Origin of the sequence: Parazoarcus communis, from assembly GCF_003111645.1 — a bacterium.
In the GTDB taxonomy this organism is placed as follows: domain Bacteria; phylum Pseudomonadota; class Gammaproteobacteria; order Burkholderiales; family Rhodocyclaceae; genus Parazoarcus; species Parazoarcus communis_A.
In genome coordinates, this window is sequence record NZ_CP022187.1 from 682,782 (window position 1) to 704,877 (window position 22,096).

At 63.9% G+C, this 22,096-nt stretch carries 17 protein-coding genes; 9 read left to right on the top strand and 8 right to left on the bottom strand.

Annotated features, from left to right (window positions below):
• Positions 1-111 precede the first annotated feature (111 nt).
• The 6 genes from CEW83_RS03205 to xsc form a co-directional block, all read right to left on the bottom strand.
• Complete coding sequence (locus CEW83_RS03205) at positions 112-1,614, bottom strand: PLP-dependent aminotransferase family protein (protein WP_108948059.1); 1,503 nt, start codon at positions 1,612-1,614, stop codon at positions 112-114.
• A gap of 108 nt (positions 1,615-1,722) precedes the next feature.
• Positions 1,723-2,556 (bottom strand): thiazole synthase, encoded by an 834-nt coding sequence (locus CEW83_RS03210; RefSeq protein WP_108951163.1) that lies wholly within the window; start codon positions 2,554-2,556, stop codon positions 1,723-1,725.
• Between the two features lie 16 nt (positions 2,557-2,572).
• Positions 2,573-2,782: a sulfur carrier protein ThiS gene (gene thiS / locus CEW83_RS03215; protein WP_108948060.1), complete on the bottom strand. Its 210-nt coding sequence runs from the start codon at positions 2,780-2,782 to the stop codon at positions 2,573-2,575.
• Position 2,783: 1 nt separating this feature from the next.
• The gene (gene thiC, locus CEW83_RS03220) at positions 2,784-4,700 is read right to left on the bottom strand and encodes a phosphomethylpyrimidine synthase ThiC (protein WP_108948061.1); all 1,917 of its coding nucleotides are present in this window, start codon (positions 4,698-4,700) and stop codon (positions 2,784-2,786) included.
• A gap of 65 nt (positions 4,701-4,765) precedes the next feature.
• On the bottom strand, positions 4,766-5,803 hold the full coding sequence (locus CEW83_RS03225) for a YeiH family protein (RefSeq protein ID WP_108948062.1): 1,038 nt from the start codon (positions 5,801-5,803) through the stop codon (positions 4,766-4,768).
• A gap of 146 nt (positions 5,804-5,949) precedes the next feature.
• Entirely contained in the window at positions 5,950-7,770 is a 1,821-nt protein-coding gene (gene xsc, locus CEW83_RS03230; RefSeq protein WP_108948063.1) for a sulfoacetaldehyde acetyltransferase, read from the bottom strand.
• A 170-nt stretch (positions 7,771-7,940) separates the two neighbouring features.
• On the opposite strand from xsc, the gene CEW83_RS03235 reads away from it, so the two are divergent.
• The 8 genes from CEW83_RS03235 to CEW83_RS03270 all read left to right on the top strand — a co-directional run bounded on the left by CEW83_RS03235 (position 7,941) and on the right by CEW83_RS03270 (position 16,822).
• Positions 7,941-8,789 carry an IclR family transcriptional regulator gene (locus tag CEW83_RS03235; protein WP_108948064.1) on the top strand — a complete coding sequence of 283 codons (849 nt, stop codon included), beginning with the start codon at positions 7,941-7,943 and terminating at the stop codon, positions 8,787-8,789.
• A gap of 206 nt (positions 8,790-8,995) precedes the next feature.
• Positions 8,996-9,973, top strand: a complete 978-nt coding sequence (locus CEW83_RS03240; protein ID WP_108948065.1) for an AAA family ATPase — start codon at positions 8,996-8,998, stop codon at positions 9,971-9,973.
• Positions 9,973-11,712 carry a cobaltochelatase CobT-related protein gene (locus tag CEW83_RS03245; protein ID WP_108948066.1) on the top strand — a complete coding sequence of 580 codons (1,740 nt, stop codon included), beginning with the start codon at positions 9,973-9,975 and terminating at the stop codon, positions 11,710-11,712. The genes CEW83_RS03240 and CEW83_RS03245 overlap by 1 nt, the downstream gene beginning before the upstream one ends.
• A gap of 184 nt (positions 11,713-11,896) precedes the next feature.
• Positions 11,897-12,742: a hypothetical protein gene (locus CEW83_RS03250; protein WP_159099374.1), complete on the top strand. Its 846-nt coding sequence runs from the start codon at positions 11,897-11,899 to the stop codon at positions 12,740-12,742.
• A complete protein-coding gene (locus CEW83_RS03255) occupies positions 12,739-15,681 on the top strand; it encodes a molybdopterin-dependent oxidoreductase (RefSeq protein WP_199915193.1) in 2,943 nt (980 codons plus the stop codon). Before CEW83_RS03250 ends, CEW83_RS03255 begins: the two co-directional genes overlap by 4 nt.
• A 22-nt stretch (positions 15,682-15,703) precedes the next feature.
• Positions 15,704-16,072: a cupin domain-containing protein gene (locus tag CEW83_RS03260; RefSeq protein ID WP_199915194.1), complete on the top strand. Its 369-nt coding sequence runs from the start codon at positions 15,704-15,706 to the stop codon at positions 16,070-16,072.
• Positions 16,073-16,098: 26 nt separating this feature from the next.
• Positions 16,099-16,452, top strand: coding sequence for a Lin0512 family protein (locus CEW83_RS03265; RefSeq protein WP_108948069.1), 354 nt, complete (start codon positions 16,099-16,101; stop codon positions 16,450-16,452).
• Positions 16,445-16,822 (top strand): Lin0512 family protein, encoded by a 378-nt coding sequence (locus CEW83_RS03270; protein WP_234418971.1) that lies wholly within the window; start codon positions 16,445-16,447, stop codon positions 16,820-16,822. Before CEW83_RS03265 ends, CEW83_RS03270 begins: the two co-directional genes overlap by 8 nt.
• Position 16,823: 1 nt before the next feature.
• Here CEW83_RS03270 and CEW83_RS03275 read toward each other — a convergent pair whose 3' ends face one another.
• Both CEW83_RS03275 and CEW83_RS03280 read right to left on the bottom strand, forming a co-directional pair.
• On the bottom strand, positions 16,824-19,448 hold the full coding sequence (locus tag CEW83_RS03275) for an EAL domain-containing protein (protein ID WP_108948070.1): 2,625 nt from the start codon (positions 19,446-19,448) through the stop codon (positions 16,824-16,826).
• Between the two features lie 184 nt (positions 19,449-19,632).
• On the bottom strand, positions 19,633-20,949 hold the full coding sequence (locus CEW83_RS03280; protein ID WP_108948071.1) for an MFS transporter: 1,317 nt from the start codon (positions 20,947-20,949) through the stop codon (positions 19,633-19,635).
• Positions 20,950-21,328: 379 nt separating this feature from the next.
• Here CEW83_RS03280 and CEW83_RS03285 point away from each other — a divergent pair, with 379 nt between their 5' ends.
• Positions 21,329-22,093, top strand: a complete 765-nt coding sequence (locus tag CEW83_RS03285) for an N-formylglutamate amidohydrolase (RefSeq protein WP_108948072.1) — start codon at positions 21,329-21,331, stop codon at positions 22,091-22,093.
• Positions 22,094-22,096: the final 3 nt, after the last annotated feature.

The window sequence follows — 22,096 nt, forward strand, 5'->3', positions numbered from 1 at the left end:
TGTCTCTGGCCATCGACAACGTGGGTACAGGTTAAGGCCCTTGCGGAGGACGACGTAGGACCAGTTGGGGTGAATCGTTTGGTCCAGATAAGGCTTTGAAGAATATGGAAATTATTCTGAAGTTTGCAGATTTGCGACAACGCCGGCCAGGCATTTGATGCCAGCGTCGATGTGCTCGACCGGAATCGAGGAGAAGCCGAGGCGGAAGTAGTTTCTCGGGGGCGGTTCGGACATGAAGAATACGCTGCCGGTCTCGATCAGGATGCCGTGTTCGAGGGCCTGCTCTGCGAGTACATTGGCATCGAGCCAGGGAGGGCCTTCCACCCAGCACGACGAACCACCCGAGATCGGCACATGGCGAAAAGCCGGAAGATGGCTCGCCAGTGCCGCCGTCAGTGCGCATGCCCGTTCGTTGTGCGCCGTCGAGAGCCTGCGCAGCAGCGAGTCGTGGTGACCGAGCGAGAGAAAGATCGCGAACGCGCGCTGCATGTAAGCCGCAGGGTGACGAAGGTTCAGCCGCCGCACACCGCGCAGTTCGCGGATGAGCTCGGCCGGGCCGACCACGTATCCCAGGCGCATGCCCGGCGCGAGGCTCTTGGACAGACTGCCGATGTAGATCACGCGGTTGTTGCGGTCCAGGCTCTTGAGCGCGGGCAGGGGTTCGCCTTCAAACGGGTTCTCGCTGTCGTAGTCGTCTTCGATGACGATGAAGTCTGCTTCCTCGGCCATCTTCAGCAAGGCCTCGCGACGTTCGAGCGGCATGGTGACCGTGGTCGGACACTGGTGGCTGGGCGTGACATAGACGTAATCGCAGCGCTTGAGCCGGTCGTCAATAATCAGGCCCTGCTCATCTATTGCAAGGCTTTCCATGCGCTTTGTGCGGCTGCTGAAAATGTTGCGCGCGTCGGGGTAGCCGGGGTCTTCCATGCCGACCGGCGTGTCACTGCTGGTCAGCAGATCGGCCAGCAGATACAGCGCCTGCTGGGTGCCGACGGTGATCACGATCTCGTCGTCCGACGCCCGTACCCCGCGTCGCGGCAACACCCTGGTACGGATCTGGCGCACGAGGGATTCGTCGTCGCGCAGTATCATGTCCTGCGCCCATTCGCTGATCTCGAGCACGCTGAGCGTTTTCATGCAGCACTCGCGCCAGTCGGCGGTGGGGAACAGGGTGGGGTCGAACTGACCGTAGACAAAGGGGTAGGGGTAGGTCTGCCAGTCCGCCCGCTTGCAGATGTTGCGCTGGGTGGAGGGCTGGAAGCGGAAGCGACGGCTCCAGTCGGGCGCACCGGCAGGGCTTGCGATCGGCGTGAGGTCGGTCTTCCCCGCACGCCCTTCGAGGATGGCGGGGTTGACGAAATGGCCCTTGCGCTCCAGCGACAGCAGGTAGCCCTCGTCGACCAGTTGCTGATAGGCGATGACCACGGTGTTGCGCGCAACGCCGATGTGCGAAGACAGTTCGCGGCTGGAGGGAATCGGCTCGTCGAGTGGAATCTGGCCGTCGAGAATGGTCGCGACCAGCATCTGACGAATCTGGCCCTGCAGGCTCATCGCGCTGTTGGCTTCGCGCTGCATGAACTGCTTCCACATCGCGGAGGTGGGGCGAATGCTCATGGGTTCTTGGTCGGGGTCATGACTGGGATGAGGATTATCCCGTCCCAGGCGCCGGCAGGATATTGCCGAAAACGTTGATGGCGGGGGACTTGCGCCCCCGCCATGCAATCAGGCCATCAGACCGGCCATCGGGGAGGACGGAGAGGCGGAGAAGCGTTTCGGCATGCGCCCGGCGAGATAGGCGTTGCGCCCGGCACGCACGGCGTCGCGCATGGCCAGCGCCATCCGGATCGGGTCCTGCGCCTTGGCGATCGCGGTGTTCATCAGCACGCCGTCGCAGCCGAGTTCGAGCGCGATGGCCGCATCCGACGCGGTGCCGACACCCGCATCGACGATCACCGGCACCTTGGTCTGCTCGATGATCAGCGACAGGTTCCACGGATTCAGGATGCCCATGCCCGAGCCGATCAGCGAGGCCAGCGGCATGATCGCCACGCAGCCCATGTCTTCGAGCATCTTTGCCTGGATCGGGTCGTCGCTGCAGTAGACCATCACGTCGAAGCCGTCCTTGATCAGCGTTTCGGCTGCCTTCAGGGTTTCGGGCATGTTGGGGAACAGGGTCTTCTCGTCGCCGAGCACCTCCAGTTTCACCAGCGAGTGCCCACCCAACAGTTCGCGCGCCATCTGCAGCGTATAGACCGCGTCCTTGGCGTTGAAGCAGCCCCCGGTGTTGGGCAGGATGGTGAATTGCGAGGGCGGCACCGCGTCCAGCAGATTGGGTTCGTGCTGGTGCTGGCCGATGTTCACCCGGCGGATGGTCACGGTGACGATGGACGTGCCGCTGGCATCCACTGCGGCGCGGGTTTCGTCAAAGTCCCTGTACTTGCCGGTGCCCACCAGCAGGCGCGACCCATAGGTCTTGCCGGCGATGGTGAGCTGGTGGTCGGTGTTGCTTTCGGTGTTGCCGGCTTCGTTGGCCGTGGGCAGGTCATTGAGCTGCATGTTTGTCTCCTCGTGTTCAGCCACCGCCGATGGCGTGAACGATTTCGATTCTGTCGTCGGCCTGCAGGTGACGATTGGGCCACTCGGCACGCTTGACCACCTCGCGGTTGATCGACACCGCCAGGCTCTTCCCTGCGAGGTCGAGCGAGGCGATCAGGTCTTCCAGGCTCTGCGTGGTGGCAGCGGGGCGCGACTTGCCATTGAGTTCGATCTGGATCAGGGGCATGTCACACCTTGCGATAGATCTCGGCGCCGCTCTTCACGAACTCGACGGCTTTCACTTCCATGCCCTTCTGCACCGCTTCGCTTTCGGCCACGCCCAGTTGGGCTGCGTAATCACGCACGTCCTGAGTGATCTTCATCGAGCAGAAGTGGGGGCCACACATCGAGCAGAAGTGCGCGACCTTGGCCGATTCCTTGGGCAGGGTCTCATCGTGGAATTCGCGCGCCTTGTCGGGGTCGAGGCCGATGTTGAACTGGTCGTCCCAGCGGAACTCGTAACGCGCCTTGCTCAATGCGTTGTCACGGATCTGCGAACCCGGATGACCCTTGGCGAGGTCGGCGGCGTGGGCGGCGAGCTTGTAGGTGATGATGCCTTCCTTCACGTCCTGCTTGTTGGGCAGGCCGAGGTGCTCCTTGGGCGTCACGTAGCACAGCATCGCGGTGCCGTACCAGCCGATGGTGGCCGCACCGATGCCGCTGGTGATGTGGTCGTAGCCGGGGGCGATGTCGGTGGTGAGCGGTCCGAGGGTGTAGAAGGGGGCTTCATGGCACTGCTCGAGCTGCAGGTCCATGTTTTCCTTGATCATGTGCATTGGCACATGGCCGGGGCCTTCGATCATCACCTGCACGTCGTGCTTCCACGCGATCTGGGTCAGCTCGCCCAGGGTCTTGAGCTCGCCGAGCTGGGCTTCGTCGTTGGCGTCGTAGATCGAGCCCGGACGCAGGCCGTCGCCGAGGCTGAAGGCCACGTCGTAGGCCTTCATGATTTCGCAGATTTCCTCGAAGTGGGTGTAGAGGAAGCTCTCCTGGTGATGCGCCAGGCACCACTTGGCCATGATCGAACCGCCACGGGACACGATGCCGGTCATGCGGTTGGCGGTGAGCGGGATGTAGCGCAGCAGCACGCCGGCGTGGATGGTGAAGTAGTCCACGCCCTGTTCGGCCTGCTCGATGAGGGTGTCGCGGAAGATCTCCCAGGTCAGGTCCTCGGCCTTGCCGTCGACCTTTTCCAGCGCCTGGTAGATGGGCACGGTGCCGATTGGCACCGGCGAGTTGCGAATGATCCACTCGCGGGTCTCGTGGATGTTCTTGCCCGTGGACAGGTCCATCACCGTGTCGCCGCCCCAGCGGATGGCCCAGGTCATCTTGTCGACTTCTTCCGAGATGGACGAGCCGAGCGCCGAGTTGCCGATGTTGGCGTTGATCTTCACCAGGAAGTTGCGGCCGATGATCATCGGCTCGGACTCGGGGTGGTTGATGTTGTTGGGGATGATGGCGCGGCCGCGGGCGACCTCGTCACGCACGAATTCGGGGGTGATCTCTTCCGGGATCGAAGCGCCGAAGTGCTGGCCCGGATGCTGACGGCCGAGCAGCGCAGCCATCTTGTTGCCGGTGGGGCCCGCGGCCTTGAGCGATTCGATGTAGGCCTTGCGGTTGAGGTTCTCGCGGATGGCAATGTATTCCATCTCGGGCGTGATGATGCCGCGGCGGGCGTAGTGCATCTGCGACACGTTTGCACCCGGCTTGGCGCGACGCGGCTTGCGGTGCAGGCCGGGGAAGCGCAACTCGTCGAGCTTGGTGTCGGCGGCGCGGACGCGGCCGAACTCGGACGACAGGTCGGACAGCACCTCGGTGTCGTCGCGCTCTTCGATCCAGCCGGCGCGCAGGGCGGGCAGCCCGGAGCGGATGTCGATCTTGGCGGCAGGGTCGGAGTAGGGGCCGGAGCAGTCGTAGACGTAGATGTCCGGGTTGGGCTCGCCGCCAAAACCGGTCGGGGTGTCGGCCTGCGAGATGGCGCGCATGGGCACCTGGATGTCGGGGCGCGAACCCTGAACATAGACCTTGCGCGAGTTCGGCAGCGGCGCGATGGCGGCTGCGTCGACGTGGGCGCTCGAGGCGATGAATTTTTCGTTGGCGTTCATGCGGTTCTCCGTTGCGGTCGGGCCGGGGTTGGGGCAGTCGCGGATGGGGCGGTTTCGATGCAGTGTCAGGCGCCGAAGGCGCGTGAGACATACACCACGCTGAGCATGTAGGTGGCCACGAAGATGGCCTCGCTGGACATCAGCACGATCGGCTTCCAGCCCAGGGCGGCAAGCTTTTCGAGCGAGGTCTTTACACCGAGTGCGGCAATCGAGATCACCAGGCACCAGCGCGAGATGTCGGAGCTGACCTCGACCACTTCGTGCGGCAGCCAGCCCATGCTGTTGGCGGCAGCCAGTGCGGCGAACACGACCAGGAACAGCGGCAGGATCGGGGTCTTTGCGCCCGGGGTTTCGCTCTTCTTGCGCTCGGCATGGAAGGTGAGGGCGAGGATCACGACCACCGGCATCAGCATGGCGACGCGGAACATCTTGGCCAGCGTTGCCGCATCACCGACTTCCGGGGAAATGATCAGGCCGGCACCCACCACCTGGGCGACGTCGTGGATCGAGCCGCCGAGGAAGAGACCGGCTTCGGCCGTACTGAGGCCGGCGCTCTTGACGATCAGCGGGTAGAGCACCATCGCCACGGTGGAGAAAATCGCGATACCGATGGCGGTGAGCAGAGTGTAGCGCTCGTTCTCACGGGTATTGGGCAGCGTGGACGAGATGGCCATCGTCGCCGAGATGCCGCAGATGCCGGTGCCGCCGCCCGAGAGCAGGCCGAGCATGCTCGGCAGCCCCAGCAGGCGGGCCATCAGCAGACCGAAACCGATGGTCAGCGCGACGGCGCCGATGAGGGCACCGACACCGGCAAGACCGAGGTCGCTGACGTCACTGGCAACGATGCGTGCGCCCAGCAGTGCGACGCCGATGCGCACCAGTTTCTTGGCGGAGAACTCGATGCCCGGGATGCACTTGTCGTTGTCCGACAGAAAGTGGAAGGCAATGCCGATCAGCAATGCGTAGAGGAACTGCGGCCCGCCGTAGTGCTCGGAGACGAAGGTGGCGGCGACCGCGATGACGGCGCAGAGCATCACGCCGGGGACCATTTTCTTCGTGCCGGCGAAGATGCCTGGCTGCGCAGCAGTTGTGGATGTGCTCATGGTGTCCTTGTCCGGGTCTCTGTCGGGGCCGGAGGTGTGTCTGGCGGGTGAAGGTCATGGCCTTCCCCGTCCGCGTGTCTGGGTGCCCCGGCGTGGCCGGGGGCTTGCAGGCACATCCCCGAGTGGGGACGTGCCTTGGTTCAGTCTCAGACGTAGTCCTTGTACTTGTCGAGGTGACGCACGGGCTTGGACAGTGCATCGCGGCGGAAGGGGTCGCCGAGCTCACGGGTACACATGATCTCGATGATGGTGGTCTTGCCTTCGTTCATCTGCATGTCGATGGCCTTCTTCAGCGCGGGGCCGACATCCTCGATCTTGTCGACGGTGATGCCCTCGGCGCCCATGGCGCGGGCGATCTCGGCGAAGGACTGGTTGTCGAGCTCACCGGCGACGAAGCGGCGGTTGTAGAAATCGACCTGGTTCTTCTTCTCCGCACCCCACTGACGGTTGTGGAACACCACCGCGGTGACCGGAATGTTGTGACGCACGCAGGTCATGGTCTCCATCAGGCTCATGCCCCAGGCACCGTCGCCGGCGTAGGACACGGCCGGACGATGGGGCGCGGCGACCTTGGCACCGATGATGGTGGGGAAGGCGTAACCGCAGTTGCCGAAGCTCATCGCCGCGAAGAAGGAGCGCGGCTTCTCGAAGCGCAGGTAGCTGTTGGCCACCGAGTTGATGTTGCCGATGTCGGTCGACACCATCACGTCCTCGGGCATCGCCTTCTCGAGCTCACGCAGCACCTGACGCGGATGCAGATAGTCGCCACCCTGGAAGGTCTTCTCCTTCGCGTTCTCCTCGATCATGTCGAGGCTGAAGGCATCCTTCTCGTGCGTCCACTCGTCGAGCTCCTTCTCCCACGCCGCCTTCTCGTCGGCGATCTTCTGCGCACGGGCAGCCTTGTCGGCATCGCACGCCAGGGTCTTGCCTTCCAGACGACGGGTCAGCGCCACGGCGGCCGCCTTCGCATCGCCGCAGATCCCGACCGAGATCTTCTTCACCAGGCCCAGCATCTTGTTGTCGGCGTCGATCTGGATGATCTTCGCGTTCTTGGGCCAGTAGTCCATGCCGTGCTGGGGCAGGGTACCGAAGGGGCCCAGACGCGAACCCAGCGCCACCACCACGTCGGCCTGCGCCATCAGCTTCATCGCCGCCTTCGAACCCTGGTAGCCCAGCGGGCCGCACCACAGCGGATGGCTCGCGGGGAAGGAATCGTTGTGCAGGTAGCTATTGACCACCGGTGCGCCCAGGCGCTCGGCCAGGGCCTTGCACTCCTCGACCGCATCGGCCATCACCACGCCACCGCCGGAGATGATCACCGGGAACTTGGCCGTGGCCAGCAGCGCTGCGGCCTCGTCGAGCGACTGCTCGCCACCGGCGCCCCGGTCCAGACGGGCGGGCTTGGGAATCTCGCAGGTAATGTCACCGTAGAAATAGTCACGCGGAATGTTCAGCTGGGTCGGGCCCATCTCGCTCATGGCGCGATCGAAACAGCGGCCGGTGTACTCGGCCATGCGGGCCGGGTGGGTCACGTGGCCCTGGTACTTGGTGAACTCCTGGAACATCGGCAGCTGGTTGCACTCCTGGAAACCACCCAGCCCCATGCCCATGGTGCCCGTCTCCGGGGTCACGATCACCACCGGGCTGTGGGCCCAGAAGGCGGCGCCGATCGCGGTCACGCAGTTGGAGATGCCGGGGCCGTTCTGGCCGATCACCACGCCGTGGCGACCCGAGACGCGGGAGAAGCCATCGGCCATGTGGCCGGCGCCCTGCTCATGCACCACCGGGATCAGGCGGATGCCGGCCGGCGCGAAGATATCCATCGCATCCATGAAGGCCGAGCCCATGATGCCGAACATGTCGGTCACGCCGTTCGAGACCAGGGTCTCGACGAAGGCCTCGGAAGGGGTCATGCGGGTGGGGCCGACGGGCACGGACCGGTTGGCTTGGCTGTTCTGATCGCTCATGATGCGCTGTCTCCTGTTAGGGAAGGTTTTATATCGAAACCGGTACGAATAGTTCCGATAAGTGAGATTGAGACGAACTTTAGGCTGGTGAGAGATGGGAGTCAACGACAAATTTCAAAAAACGATACGACTTGTATCGGAAAAAGAAACTGAACTATGATGGAACGGCCATGAACGACACCACACACACCTCGCATCAGAGCGCCACGCAGCCGGAGATCGCCCGCATCGACGGGGATACGCCGACGCTGCGCCTGTTTGCGCTGCTCGAAGTGATCGCGCAGAAGAACCAGTTCTTCTCGCTGCAATCGCTGGTGGAAGAGACGGGGCTCCCGAAGCCGACGCTGCACCGGATGCTGCAGCAGCTCGAGAGTGCGGGGATGCTGCAACGGGACGGCGACGGGCGTCACTACAGTACGGGGATGCGGCTGCGGCGCATGGCCGAGCAGCTGCTGCTGAACAACACGGTGCATGGTGCGCGGCGCGCGGTGCTGCGCCAGCTGGTCGATGAAGTGGGCGAGAGCTGCAACCTCACCGCGCTGTCGGGCAGCGAGGTGCTGTACCTGGACCGGGTGGAGACGCCGGCGCCGCTGCGCTTTTACCTGCACCCGGGCTCGAGGGTGCCGGCGCACTGTTCGGCCAGCGGGAAGCTGTTTCTGGGGCAGATGAGCCCGAGCCAGCGCAAACGCCTGCTCGAACACACGCCGCTGGAGAAATACACCGCACGCACGCTGACCACGTTCGAGGCGCTCGACGCGGAGGTGGAGCGGGTGAGCCGGGACGGGTACGCGTTTGACGACGAAGAGTTCCTGCCGGGGCTGTTCTGTCTGGCGGTGCTGGTGCCGAACCCGAACGGGCGCTCGAACACGGGGATCGCGATCCAGGCGCCGGTGATGCGGCTGAGCCACGACAAGGTGCTCAAGCTGCTGCCGGCCTTGCAGCGGGCGGCACAGGCCATGGCAAAGATCGAGGCCGATGCCATGCCGGAGGCACGAAACGAAGCCGGGGCGGAAGGCTGAGCGGCGCATCCGCGCCCTCACGACCCGTCCTTGAGTAAAGACGCACGTTCGCGGCAGCGAGCGTGCAGCAGACCCAGCGAAGGGTCGGACCAGGCGCCGCGGCGCTGGCGCCAGACAACATGGCGCCGGCGACATCGATCCGGGGTTCGACAGCAGATGAACAGCGCCGCGCACAGCTTGCGGCGACGATAACCGGAGAGACAGCAGTGACAGACATCACCCAGATTCGCCCCGCCCGCATGGTGTCGGTGCGTGAAGTGTTCGGCATCGATTCGGACCTTGAAGTCCCGGCCTTCGACGAGCGCGACGACCATGTACCCGAGATTGACGGCGCCTACCGCTTCAATCCCGACGTAACCCTGGCCATTCTGGCCGGCTTCAATCGCGACCGGAGGGTGATGGTGCAGGGGCTGCACGGCACCGGCAAATCCACCCACATCGAACAGGTGGCGGCACGCCTGAACTGGCCCTGCGTGCGGGTGAACCTGGATGGCCACATCAGCCGTCTGGACCTGGTGGGCAAGGACACCATTGTCGTGCGCGACGGACTGCAGGTCACCGAGTTTCAGGAAGGCATCGTGCCGTGGGCCTTGCAGCGTCCGGTGGCGATGATCTTCGATGAATACGACGCCGGCCGGCCGGACGTGATGTTCGTGATCCAGCGCATTCTCGAGCGCGACGGCAAGTTCACCCTGCTCGATCAGAACCGGGTGATCCGCCCGCATCCCTATTTCCGCCTGTTCGCCACCTCGAACACCGTCGGCCTGGGCAACCTGTCGGGCATGTATCACGGCACCCAGGTGCTCAACCATGCGCAGATCGACCGCTGGAACATCGTGGCCACGCTCAACTACCTGCCGCATGAGGAGGAGGTGGCGATCGTGCTCGCCCGCGTGCCGTCGAAGAACTACGACAAGGGGCGCAAGCTGATCGCGCAGATGGTTCAGGTGGCGGATCTCACGCGCAAGGGTTTTGCTGCGGGCGATCTGTCGACGCTGATGTCGCCGCGCACCGTGATCACCTGGGCGGAGAACTGCGAGATTTTCCGCAACCCTGCGCTGGCTTTTCGCCTGTCCTTCCTCAACAAGTGCGACGAGGCCGAGCGCCCGATCGTGGCCGAGTACTACCAGCGCTGCTTCGGCGAGGAGCTGGATGAGTCCTGGATGCGCGAGGCGCAGTCGTAATGAACGCGACTGCCCAGCAACGGGCCAGGCGGCAGCAGAAGGTCGAGGAGTTGTGCGCAGCCACGCTGCGTGCAATGACCGGCGATCCGGCGCTGCATTACCGCGGCCGGCGATTGCACCAAGGCACGCGGCCGTTGCCGATGCATGCGCCGCATCTGCGCGTCGATCCCGATCTGGATGACTTCGCCGACTGCCGTGCGGCCGCCGATGGCATGGCGCTGCGCCTGCTGCATTCCGACCCCGCGCTGCATCGCAGCCTGTGTCCGACGGGCGGAATCGAGCGCCTGGTCTTTGAATGGCTTGAGCAGCTGCGGGTGGAAACCCATGTGCCGGCGGATATGCCGGGCATGGCGGCCAACCTGCATCGGCGCTTCGAAGACTGGTCGCGCACCTTTTACCGCGAAGGGCTCACCGAAGGCCGCCTCGGCATCCTGCTGTACACCGTGGTGCAGATGGTGTGGTCGCGCCTCAACGCCAGACCGGTGCTGGAGGAAACCGAGGACTACATCGAAGGCACGCGCGCCTCGCTGGTGAGCACGCTTGGCACGCCGCTGGCGGGCATGCGCCGCAACCGCGGCGACCAGCGCGCCTTTGCCGCGCACGCGCTGGAAGCCGCGCGAGTGGTGGGTGAAACCATGCGCGCCGACATGGCCGAGGCTGGCGCCGAAGCCGACGAGGCCGACCCGGATGACGAGGAGGAAGCCAAGAGCCGCTTCGCCCTTCTGCTCGATTTCGACCAGGACGAGGGCGACGGCGACAACATCGCCTCAGCGACTACGGGCGAGTCGAAGGTGTTCGGTGACGCGGAGCAGGCCTATCGCGTCTACACAACGCGCTTCGATACCGAGGTTGCCGCCGGCACGCTGGTACGCAAGGCGCTGCTGCGCGAGTACCGCGAACGGGTGGACAAGCGCATCGCCGAACAGGGCGTGAATCTGCCGCGCCTGGCGCGCATGCTCGGTGCGATCCTTGCACAGCCCCAGCGCGACGGCTGGCTGTTCGGTCAGGAAGAGGGCACGATCGACGGCGCGCGTCTGTCGCAGTTGATCAGTTCGCCGGCTGAACGGCGGCTGTTCCGGCAGGATCAGTACAAGCCCGCGGCGGACTGCATCGTTAGCTTCCTCGTGGATTGCTCCGGGTCGATGAAGACGCACGCCGAGCCGGTGGCGGCAATGATCGACCTGCTGATCCGTGCGCTTGAAATGGTCGGCGTGACGACCGAATTGCTGGGTTTCACCACCGGTGCGTGGAACGGCGGGCGTGCGGTCAAGGAGTGGATGAGCCATGGGCGGCCGGCCAACCCCGGGCGCCTCAACGAAGTCACTCACATGGTGTTCAAGGAGGCGGAACGCAACTGGCGGCGTTCGCGGGTGGACATGATGGCGCTGCTCAAGCCCGATCTCTTTCGTGAGGGCATCGATGGCGAGGCGGTGGACTGGGCCTGCAACCGCATGCTCGCGCGCGACGAGGCACGGCGCATCCTGATCGTGATCTCCGACGGTTGTCCGGCCGACAGCGCGACCGGGCGTGCCAATGATGATTTCTATCTCGACAACCATCTGAAGGATGTCGTCGCACGCCGCGAACAGCAGGGTGCGGTGGAGATTCTGGGGCTCGGTGTAGGGCTTGATCTGAGCCCGTTCTACCGACGCTGCCTGGCAACCGACATGAGCCAGGCGCTGGACAACAATCTGTTCTACGAAATCGTTCAGCTCATCGGCGGGCGTCATCGGCGCTGATCGCATGCCGCATTTGAGTGTCAGGTGCTGGTCCAAGTGAATTCCCGGAACTGGCTCTACTGCGGGCTTGCGGCGTCCAGCTAAGCTCGGCACACAGCCAAAGGTGCCAGGACGTCCGCCCTGCATCGTAGTCGGCGGCATTCTGGCGTAACACTCCTCCACCCTTTCGCAACTCCGGACAAGCATGCAACTCAAGACAGCCGGGACCGATCCCGGGCGATCGCCGCCTTCGATGGCGCATCAGAGTCAGTCAGCGGATGTGCCTCGCCTCGGCAGGCCATTCTTGCTGGGCCTGCTGGTGGCGGTGCTGACGTTGCTGGCCATCATGCTCGGTTCGATGCCGTTCGGGAGCGGACGGCTTGCCGGCAGCCCGCCGCGCCAGACTGCGGCGATCCTCGGCGCTGTGCTCCTGTTCGTGCCGGTTCTGTTCTCGGTCACCAAGCGCGGGGGGCTGAGCGCTTGTCCGCCGGCGTGGTTTGTCGCCCACGTGCTTGCGAGTTCGGCGGGACTGGCTCTGATCTGTTTCCATGGGCTGGGTGGCAGCCTGCTGTCGCCGCCGGGTGCAGTGCTCGGACTGCTGTTCTTCCTCGTGCTTCAGGGGACGCTGGCGCGCATCTTTCTGTCTGCCCGTTTCTCGCAGCAGTTCGGCTCGCGTGCGTCGAGCTTCCTGCGCGTCGATGGCGTCGACAGAGCGGCGCTTGCCGCCGTGATCGAGCGTAAGCGCGCACTTCTCGCGACCCTTGATCCGGCTGCCAGCGAGAGCGTGTTCTCGCCCAATCTGCGTCATGCGCTGCGGCATCCGCGGCTGACCCTGAAATATGCAAGGCTGGTCGCAGCAGAGTCGCGTCTCGTCGGGGCGCGCCGGCGGGCAGGCACGGTGCTGTCCTTGTGGCGTCGTGTTCACATTGCTGCCGCCATTGCCTTTGTTTCCGGCCTGATTCTGCATGTGGTGGTTGTCACGTTCTTCGCCGCTTATGCGGCCGGTGGCAGGGCGATCTACTGGTGGCATCTCGCCGCGTGGGGGGCATGAGCATGGCCCGTCTTGCCTTGAGCATCGATCTGGAGCGCTGTACCGGTTGCAGGAGCTGCGAGGCCGCCTGCAAGCAGGTCAACGGCCTGGGGCCGCACGAATACCGCAACAAGGTGATGTGGCTGGGCGCCCCCGAGGTGCCTGCGCTCGATTTTCTCACCGTCACGTGTCAGCAGTGCGAGCGTCCTGCCTGCGTGCGTGCCTGCCCGGTGTCGCCCAAAGCGCTCTCGCGCGATCCGGTAACCGGGGTGGTCAGCGTCGATACCTCTCGCTGCACCGGGTGTGGCGAATGCGTACTGGCCTGTCCCTATGGTGCGATGGGCTACGACCCGGTCGATCACCACGCGGTGAAGTGCGATCTGTGTGCGCCGCGGCGCGCGCGCGGAGAGGGGCCGGCGTGTGCCAGCGTGTGCCCGACGCGTGCGATTACGTTTGGCGAGCGCGATTCGCTGGTCGCACGGGCGGAGCTTGCCGGAAAGCCGGTGCGCGACCATGACCATTTTCTGCAGGGGCCTGCAACCCTGTATCTCGACCGCAAGCAGGTTGCCGGCACAGCGTCGCCCGACCGCCTTGCACATGCGCGTGCGCCTGCATTGCTCACGGATCAATCGACCCGGCAGCGCTTGACTGCGGCGCACACGCAAGCGCCATATCGGCTGGACAAGTCGGCGCCAGCCGATGAGGTCAAGCCGGGCGGCTGCCACATTTGCTTTAACGGCTGCACCCTGAAGTTCCATCTGCGCGATGGCGAGGTGGTGAATATTCTCGGCAACGATGAAGATCCGGTGTTTCAGGGCCGGATCTGTCCCAAGTCGCAGATGACCCTGCAGCTCTACAAACATCCAGCCCGCCTGACGCGACCCTTGAAGCGGGTTGGCGAGCGGGGCAGCGGACGCTTCGAGGAGATCAGCTGGGAGCAAGCCCTCGACGAAATCGCGCAGCGCCTGATGGCGGTGCGGACCGAGCACGGCGGCGAGGCCTTGGCAATCCACATGGGTACCCGCACCGGCGTGCTCAACATCATGGGTTACACACGGCTCTTTTCCCAGCTCTGGGGCACGCCAAACGTGCTGACCACCGAGCCCTTCTGCGATGCGGGCAAAGTCGTCGCGCTGGAACTCACGCTGGGTTCGACCAGTGTCGGCAACATCTACACCGAGGATGACATCGGCAGCGCGCGTCTCTTCGTCTACTTTGGCGACAATCAGGCAGAGACCCGGCCGGTCAACTTCGGCATGGTGAATGACTGGCGCCTCACCAGTGGTGCCCGCATGGTTGTCATCGACCCTCGCCTTACTGCCACAGCGAGCAAGGCTGATGAGTGGCTGGCGATCCGTCCGGGTACCGACATGGCGCTGGCGCTGGGTCTGATCCACGAGATCTTTGCCACCGGGCAGCACGACCAGGCGTTCTGCGAGGATTGGGTGCAGGGGTGGAGGATCTGGCGCGATTTCGTCAATGCGCAGGGCTACTCCGCAGAGTGGGCCGCAAGCATCACCGATCTCGATGTCACGACCATCCGCACACTGGCGACCGCCATTGCGAGCGCCGACGGTTGCATGATCTTTGCCAGTCGCGGTGTCAACCAGCACAGCAACTCGGTGCAGACCAACCGGGTGCTCATGTTCCTTGCCGCGATGACCGGCAACTGGGGGCGTCGCGGCGGGGGCTACTTCAACGTGGCTTCCGAGCCTGACTGGGTGATGGTGCCCGTGCCCGAGGCACGGCGCGCGCCGATCACGAGGTCGGCAGTGGGCCGCAGTCCGGTGGCGTGGCTCGATGGCATGCGCAAGGGCAGTCCTTACCCCATCAGGGCGCTGATCACCGGCAATAATCCGGCAGCACAGTGGCCGGGCGGATCTGCAGTGGAAGACGCCTTGAAGAGCCTCGACCTCCTGGTACATGTCGAATTGTTCAGGAACGAGACGTCTGCACTGGCCGACTATGTGCTGCCAGCGGCGAGCGGTATCGAGAAGGGTGGCATCAGTCGCCTTGCCGAGGATCGCCGCATTGTCTGGAACGACAGGATCATCGACCCGCCGGGGGAGGCGCGCTCGGATCACTGGATCTGGATCGAGCTCGGGAAGCGCTTCGGTTTCGAGGACGTGCTCAAGGACGAGTACAAGAATCCGAGCGTGTTCTGGGACGAGGTTTTCTGCCGCGCGACGCCCGATCTCAATGGCGTCACCATGGCACGCCTGAAGTCGACCCCATACCGCTGGGTACGCACACCGGTGGCGCATGAGGATGACCCTGAGCAAGGTACCTTGTATCTCGAAGGCACGACAGCGTTCGGCTGCACTGACGGACGACGGTTTCCCACCGCAAGCGGGAAGCTGGAATTCTGGAACGAGGCGCTTGAGGAGAGGTTTCTTGCGATCGGCTTGTCGGCATTGCCGGTTTTCTATACGGAGGCGGAGCAACTCATCGACTTGCCCCATCTCGCGCCGCACGGCGAGAAGGCGGAGATGCAGGTTTCACCGTTCTTCCATAGTCGCGCAGTGGTTGAAGGCGCGGTCTGGACCGCGGCGACTTCAGACTCGCCCGGCGCGAAGCTGCGTGCACAGGGGTTCGATACCGAACTGGTGACCGGACGACCCACCGCACCCCATTTTCATTCGTGGACGCATTACTTCTGGCAAGCCCAGGAGATGTGGCCGGACCTGTACTGCCAGTTGCACCCCGACAAAGCCAGCCGGATCGGCGTCAGGGATGGGGGGCGGGTCTGTGTCGAAACCCCGCGCGGGACGATCGAGGCGCGGGCCTGGATCACGCCGGGCATCCGTCCCGACGCAGTGTTTGTGCCAATCGGCTGGGACAGAACGCAGCCCTTCCATCCCGCGGACTCGGTGAATGCGCTCACCGAGGGGGCGCTCGATCCGGTGTCGCATCAGAGTAATCTGAAGCTGCACCTCTGCCGCGTGCGTGCGGCAACCTGATACAACATGAAGGATAAGAGAATTGGCGATCCAGGTCATCGACTTCAACAACCCGGATACCATCGCGACCACGAGCCGGCTTGCCGACAGGCCCGACCGGGTCGTGGGGGGTGATCCGATTCACACCAACAGGGCGATGTTCGACAGCGCGGACGGCGAACTCATTGCGGGCACCTGGACCAGCACGCCGGGGAAATGGCATGCATTCACCGACCGTGACGAGTTCTGCTACATCATCAGCGGACATGTTCGGCTGATTGCAGAAGATGGCAGCGCGCAGACGTTCAGGACCGGCGATGCGTTCCTGATACCGAACGGTTTTCGCGGTTTCTGGGATGTGGTTGAAACGACGACCAAGCACTACGTGATCCGCAGCTATAAAGCCGATTGAGGGCTGGCACACAGGAGAGACAGGCGATGGCAAAGAAGAGAGTGGTGACCCAGTTCGGGATGGGGAGCTCGATCCGCAGCAAGAACTACACCGAGGCCGCTGCGCGCGCGATTCGCGACGCGCTGTGGCACAACTCGCTGAACGTGGCAGAAGCCTTCGGCTTTCCGAAAACCGCGATGATCATCGACGTGGAGATCGGGGTGCAGAAACCGGAAGAGGTCGATACCTCGGCGCTGCACGGAATCTTTCCCTACGGTCAGCCCTCGATCACCGTGGTCAAGGGCGGGCTGGACATTCCGAAACCGCACACCGACGGCCTGACCGTGATTGCAAATGCCGCAATCATCGTATCGTTCGACATGGAGCCCGCAAATGACTGAGGCGATCACGGAGAAACGCATCATTCTCGAGATGGGTACCGGCAATGATCTCTACGGTGCCGACTACACCAAGGCTGCCATCCGCGCGGTACACGACGCGCTGCATCACTCGTCGATCGTGCTGTTCAAGTCGCTGGGCTACGATCACTTGAGCATGCGGGTGCAGGTCACGATCGGTGTGCAGGAGCCGGACAAGGTCGACACCGATCGCGTGGCTGCGGAGTTGCCGCGTGGCCGGGCAGAGGTGACGGCGGTGTTTGGCGGGCTGAACGTGCGGGATGACGAACAGGATACGACGCATGTGATCGCCACTGCGGCCGTCGAAGCCTATCTGCCGGTGGATGCGGCGGAGTGGAAGCTTTGCAGCTGAGCTACCAGTCCTCGATCGGGATCGGTTTGCTGAAGAGGTAACCCTGGAACTGAGGGCAGCCGTATTCGACCAGCAGGGCATGCTGCGCCTCGGTTTCCACGCCTTCGGCAATGACGTTCAGGCCGAGCGACTGGCCCATGGCGAGCGTGGCGCGAACGATGGCGGCGTCGTTCTGGTCGGTGGTGATGTCACGAACGAAGGCCCGGTCGATCTTGACCTGGTCGAGGGGAAGGCGCTTCAGATACGACAGCGAGGAGTAGCCGGTGCCGAAGTCGTCGAGCGAAAAGGTGATGCCGATTTCTTTCAACCGGCGCATGCGGTCGATGACGGTCTCGATCGATTCGAGCACGACGCTTTCGGTCAGTTCGAGCTTGAGGCGCTCCGGCCTCGCTCCCGTGGCGTCAAGCATGGCGATGACCTGATCGACGAAGTCCGCTTGCAAGAATTGCCGGGCGCTGACGTTCACCGCAATGCTCAGTTCCCTGGTGTCCGCATCGGCTTCCCACTGCTTGAGCTGGGCGCAGGCCGTCTTCAGCACCCAGTCGCCGATCGGAAGAATGAGGCCGCTTTCCTCGGCAACCGGAATGAAACTCGCAGGTGGCACCGGAGCGGCATTGCTCGGGTACCACCGGAGCAGGGCCTCGGCGCCGATCCGGGTTCCGCTGGAGTCGACCTGCGGTTGGTAGTGGAGCTGGAGTTCGCCTGCCTTCAGCCCCTGGCGTAGCGCGGTCTCCATCTGCATTCTTGCGTCGATGGCGGCCTGCATGTCGGCACTAAAAAAGCGGACGGCGTTCTTGCCGGCGCGCTTGGCTTGATACAAGGCGACTTCGGCCTGCTTGAGCAGACCGTCCACGCCGGTGTCTGCGCCTTGAAAGAGGGTGACCCCGATACTCGTGGTGCAGTCATACTGCTGCGCGCCCCTGCCGATGAAAAAAGGCTTCGACAGCGCAGTACGGCACTGCTCGGCGATGGCTCCGGCCTGCAGCGCGGCGGTGGAGAGTTCGGCGCCGAGGTTTTCAGCGATGATGACGTATTCGTCACCCCCGGGGCGGGCGACGATGTCTTCACGGCGAACATGGGTGCAAATCTGGTTGGCGACTTCGATCAGCAACTCGTCGCCGGCGTCGTGCCCCTGGGTATCGTTGAGATCCTTGAAGCGATCAAGGTCAAGCACCAGCAGGGCGCCAATTTCGCCGCTGCGGCCGCTGACGCTCAACGCCTGCTGCAGGCGGTCCAGGAGCTGCCGCCGGTTGGGCAAACCGGTCAGACTGTCAAAGTAGGCAAGGTTGCGGATCTCCTCTTCGGCATGCTTGCGTTCAGAAACGTCCCGCGCGGTGCCGTAATACCTGAAGGGCTTGCCGTCCGCGTTGAAGTCTGTAGCGACGGTGATCTCCAGCCAGCTCGTGCTGCCGTCCGGGCGGAGCAGCTGGATGAAGGTGTCCGGAATGGTCTCGCCCGGAGAAACCGTCTCCATCTGTGAGCAAAGTGCGTCACCGGTTGCCTGGCTGTCGGGATGGATCCAGCTGCGCAGCGTGGCCCAGTCGCACCCTGTTGGCGCTTGGCCTGCGATGCGGAAGATCACGTCCGCCAAGTGAATGCGCCCGCTCTTGACGTCGACGGACCAGTCGCCTATCCCGGCGATACTGAGCGCACGCTCCAGTTCCGATTTTCGCCGAGCCAGTTCGCGCCTCAACTGACGGTTCCAGATCACCGCGCTCAGGTAGGCCAGGCTGACCACCGAAGTCAGGAACAGCAGCCACGGCAGCACGCGACTGGCGAGGCTGTGAGATTCCAGGCGGAACACCTGTTCGGAGCGCAGCGGCAACCAGCGTACGAAGATCGCCGCCCTCTCGTCCTCGGGAATCGCGAGCAGGGCATGGTCAATGAGTCTGGCCAGTTCGGGCCAGTCCTTTCGGACGGCAAAGCGCTGGCCGTTCCCGCTCATCTCAAACCCGGCATTGACTTTCAGGTTGGTGATGCCGCGTCGAATCGCCAGAAAACTGTTGACCCCCAGTGCGCCGACATAGGCATCTGCCGAACCGGTGGCGACGGCATCCAGACCTTCCTCGGGGTTGCCAACGAAGTGAGGATCGAGCCCGGGAGCGAGCTTGAGCGTCTGCCTGGCTGACGAATAATCACGTACTAGGGCGACGCGCAGATTCTCGAGTGCCTCGACCGACTTCAGCCTGGGCTCGTCGTTGCGGGTCATGATGACCAACGGCGTTGGCAGATAGATGCGGCTGAAGACGAAGTCGGCCTCGCGCTCGGGCAGCTTCACCATGGTGGCGATGGCGTCGATTTGCCCCTGCTTCAAGGCTGCCATCAATCCCGGCCAGTCGAGATGGGTCTTCAGCGAGAAGCGGACGCCCAGCTTCTTTTCGATGTGTCCGAGAAAGTCGGGCACGACGCCCTGTGCGCGGCCTTGCTCATCCAGGAAGGAGTAGGGGCCGTAATTGGGGTCGATGCCCAGGCGGATGACGGGGTGCGCCGCCAGCCAAGCCGCGTCGGCGGACGACAGCGCGCGCGCCGGATCCGCGGTTGAGTCATCTGCAACTGCGAAGCCACTGAGAGCAAGGAAGAGCAGATACAGCAGCGACGGTGTAATGGGAGGTAACGTCAATCTCATCGATAGGAATGTCCGGCGATTACTCGCACCAATCTGGGCTCTCGGTGATTCTACGTGGCTCGCACGTCATTGTCGGCCTTTATGGATTCGGGTTTGCCCTCGGCAGATGCCGAGTGTCTTCGCGCTCGCACCGCGCGGGCAGCCGGCACGAGCAAAGACTGCGCGTGGCCCAGGCGATGCCCGTCTACAAGTGCTTGCGCAGGACCGCGAGGTGGTGCCGGAATGCCCACGTCAGCGCTGCAGCGGTGAAGGCCAGCCACACGGGCAGCAGACCGAGGGCGCCGGCCAGGCCTTCATGCGCGGAGCCGGTATCGCGATATGCGCGCAGGGCCATGGCGAAGAGCAGGCTCACGAAACCGTAGCCGAGGTTGAATGCCAGGCCCTTGAACGACAGCACGGTGGCACGATGGCGGGAATCCACCGCAGCATTCAGGTAGTGGGACACGGCGAATCCCACCGCAGCCATGGCTGCAGACAGGGGCAGGGCGAACAGCACGCCCCAGTGCGGGATGCCCAGCGCCACGCCCACCAGCCCCAGGAGTGCGAGCGCTGCGAGCGCGCCGTAAGTGCGCAGCATGTAGCCTGCGGTCACGAGTCTGCGTGCCATCGGCGCCACCACGATACCGATGCCTGCCATCGTGGCGCCGATGATGCCAAAGCTGGCTTCGGGCAGGTCGATCATGCGGTAGTAGGCACTGCCGAAGGTCATGAAGACACGGAGCACGCTGTCGATCAGCAAGCCGCCGATGATGACGAACAGCGCGAGCGGGTTGCGCGCAATCCAGCGTCCGGCGTCGAGCATCGATTCGACCGCCTGTCTGGTCGTCGGGATGGCGCCCCCTGACCTGCGGGCAGGCTCCTGCATGCGCAGGCAGACGATCAGGACGCCCAGCGCAGTGAGCAGATTGAGGTAGATCGGAAAGCGCAGCGTGGTGGCCTGATCCAGCGTAAACGCGAGGCCGGCGCTGGCCGCAAGGCCGTTGAGCAGGCTTGGGTCGTACACCGCGCTGCCGACCAGCATCGCGACCACCATACCGACAGCCCTCCACTGCATCAGCTGCGCAAGGACCTGCGGCCATTCCCGTTCCCGCCCTTCGTCCGCGAGGGCGTCAAACGCAAGTGACTCGTCGGCACCGCTGGCCATCGCTTCGGCCAGTCCGCTCAGGACACGGTTGAGCAGGCAGAACAGGAAAAGCAGAAGCCCGCCATTTTGCGGTGCAGCAGCGAGCACCAGCATTTCAGCTACCATGCAAAGGGCAGCTGCGAGGACGAGCGGCCGGCGGCCGATGCGGTCGGCGAGCACGCCGGATGGCACCTCTGCCAGCACGATGACCAGGGCCCAGACGAAATTGAGCAGGGTGTACTGGGTGGCCGTGAGGCCGAGGTCAAGAAACAGGACGGCCAGTACCGGATAGTAGAAGCGCGAATTGAACAGTACCCGGAACAGGACGAACAGGCGGCAATTCTGGTCGGCGATATGCTGTCCGGGGGGCGCACTCATCGCGTCGTCCCTGCGGTTGGCATGCGGTACGGAATATTGCGCATTCTCCGGGTAACGCGATCAGGCATGTCCGAGCGTGCTGGATGTCGCATATGGATGGCTCGCTGGCGATGTCTGCCGTGGCGTGAAATCCCTGAAGGCAGGTACATGCCGGATGCGCCTTTCCGCGGGAATGTTCTGGGATCGAGTCAGCTTACCGGAAGCGTCGGGCAAGCGGGAGTGAGCGGATGCTGAACGTGCTTCGGGACACTATGTGCGAGAGCATACATACCGATGCCGACTGGGTCCGTAGAATCAGAAGATGTGCGCAAGCAGCGGGGGCAGGCAAGGCGAACGGCTTCTTGGCCCCTCTCGATCCAGACTGTCAAGGACAAGAAGCATGCTGGCAAGCACTCATGCCCGGGCACCGGGTGCATCAAGCGAAGGGGAGGAGATCCGGGACGCGTTGGTGATTACCTGCGAGCACGGGGGAAACCGGATTCCACCGGCCTACCGCGTGCTGTTCCGTTCGGAACAAGACCTGGTGGCCTCGCATCGCGGATTCGACGCAGGGGCGCTGGTGATGGCGCGGTCGCTGGCGAGGGCGTTTTCAGCGCCACTTGCATATGCGACGGTGTGCCGCCTGCTGGTCGACCTGAATCGCTCGGTCGGGCACCGGCACCTGCACTTCGAAACTGTTCGCAAGGCGCCACGGGCGGTGCGTGAGCACATTCTCGCGCGCTATTACCACCCTCATCGCGATGAGGTCGAGCGCCTGATCATGCAGACGGTCGAGCGCCGCGGGCGCGCGATTCACATCTGTTCGCACAGTTTCACTCCCGAGTTGAAGGGGCGCCCGCGAGAGGCCGATATCGGCTTGCTCTATGACCCTTCGCGGCCCGGTGAGGTGGCGTTGTGCGACCGCTGGAAAACAGCGCTTGAAGCGTGTGCACCGGAACTTGTGGTTCGCCGGAACTATCCCTATTCGGGGAAGGCGGACGGCGTGGCGTCCTGGTTCCGTGCTCGTCTCCCGGCCGATGTGTACGTGGGCATCGAACTGGAGCTCAACCAGAAACACGTGGACGCAGCAAATCCGCAATGGAAGGCCCTGCGCAAGGTCGTGGTCGACTCGCTGCGGACTGCGCTTGCCGGCGAACGCCGGTGAATC

Bases quoted from the DNA above. Each gene is read 5' to 3' on its own strand.
- CEW83_RS03225 (WP_108948062.1), bottom strand. From the start codon at position 5,803: ATGAGCACATCCACAACTGCTGCGCAGCCAGGCATCTTCGCCGGCACG.
- CEW83_RS03245 (WP_108948066.1), top strand. From the start codon at position 9,973: ATGAACGCGACTGCCCAGCAACGGGCCAGGCGGCAGCAGAAGGTCGAG.
- CEW83_RS03285 (WP_108948072.1), top strand. From the start codon at position 21,329: ATGCTGGCAAGCACTCATGCCCGGGCACCGGGTGCATCAAGCGAAGGG.
- CEW83_RS03270 (WP_234418971.1), top strand. From the start codon at position 16,445: ATGACTGAGGCGATCACGGAGAAACGCATCATTCTCGAGATGGGTACC.
- xsc (WP_108948063.1), bottom strand. From the start codon at position 7,770: ATGAGCGATCAGAACAGCCAAGCCAACCGGTCCGTGCCCGTCGGCCCC.
- CEW83_RS03235 (WP_108948064.1), top strand. From the start codon at position 7,941: ATGAACGACACCACACACACCTCGCATCAGAGCGCCACGCAGCCGGAG.
- CEW83_RS03250 (WP_159099374.1), top strand. From the start codon at position 11,897: ATGCAACTCAAGACAGCCGGGACCGATCCCGGGCGATCGCCGCCTTCG.
- CEW83_RS03280 (WP_108948071.1), bottom strand. From the start codon at position 20,949: ATGAGTGCGCCCCCCGGACAGCATATCGCCGACCAGAATTGCCGCCTG.
- thiS (WP_108948060.1), bottom strand. From the start codon at position 2,782: ATGCCCCTGATCCAGATCGAACTCAATGGCAAGTCGCGCCCCGCTGCC.
- CEW83_RS03255 (WP_199915193.1), top strand. From the start codon at position 12,739: ATGAGCATGGCCCGTCTTGCCTTGAGCATCGATCTGGAGCGCTGTACC.
- thiC (WP_108948061.1), bottom strand. From the start codon at position 4,700: ATGAACGCCAACGAAAAATTCATCGCCTCGAGCGCCCACGTCGACGCA.
- CEW83_RS03275 (WP_108948070.1), bottom strand. From the start codon at position 19,448: ATGAGATTGACGTTACCTCCCATTACACCGTCGCTGCTGTATCTGCTC.
- CEW83_RS03205 (WP_108948059.1), bottom strand. From the start codon at position 1,614: ATGAGCATTCGCCCCACCTCCGCGATGTGGAAGCAGTTCATGCAGCGC.
- CEW83_RS03210 (WP_108951163.1), bottom strand. From the start codon at position 2,556: ATGCAGCTCAATGACCTGCCCACGGCCAACGAAGCCGGCAACACCGAA.
- CEW83_RS03265 (WP_108948069.1), top strand. From the start codon at position 16,099: ATGGCAAAGAAGAGAGTGGTGACCCAGTTCGGGATGGGGAGCTCGATC.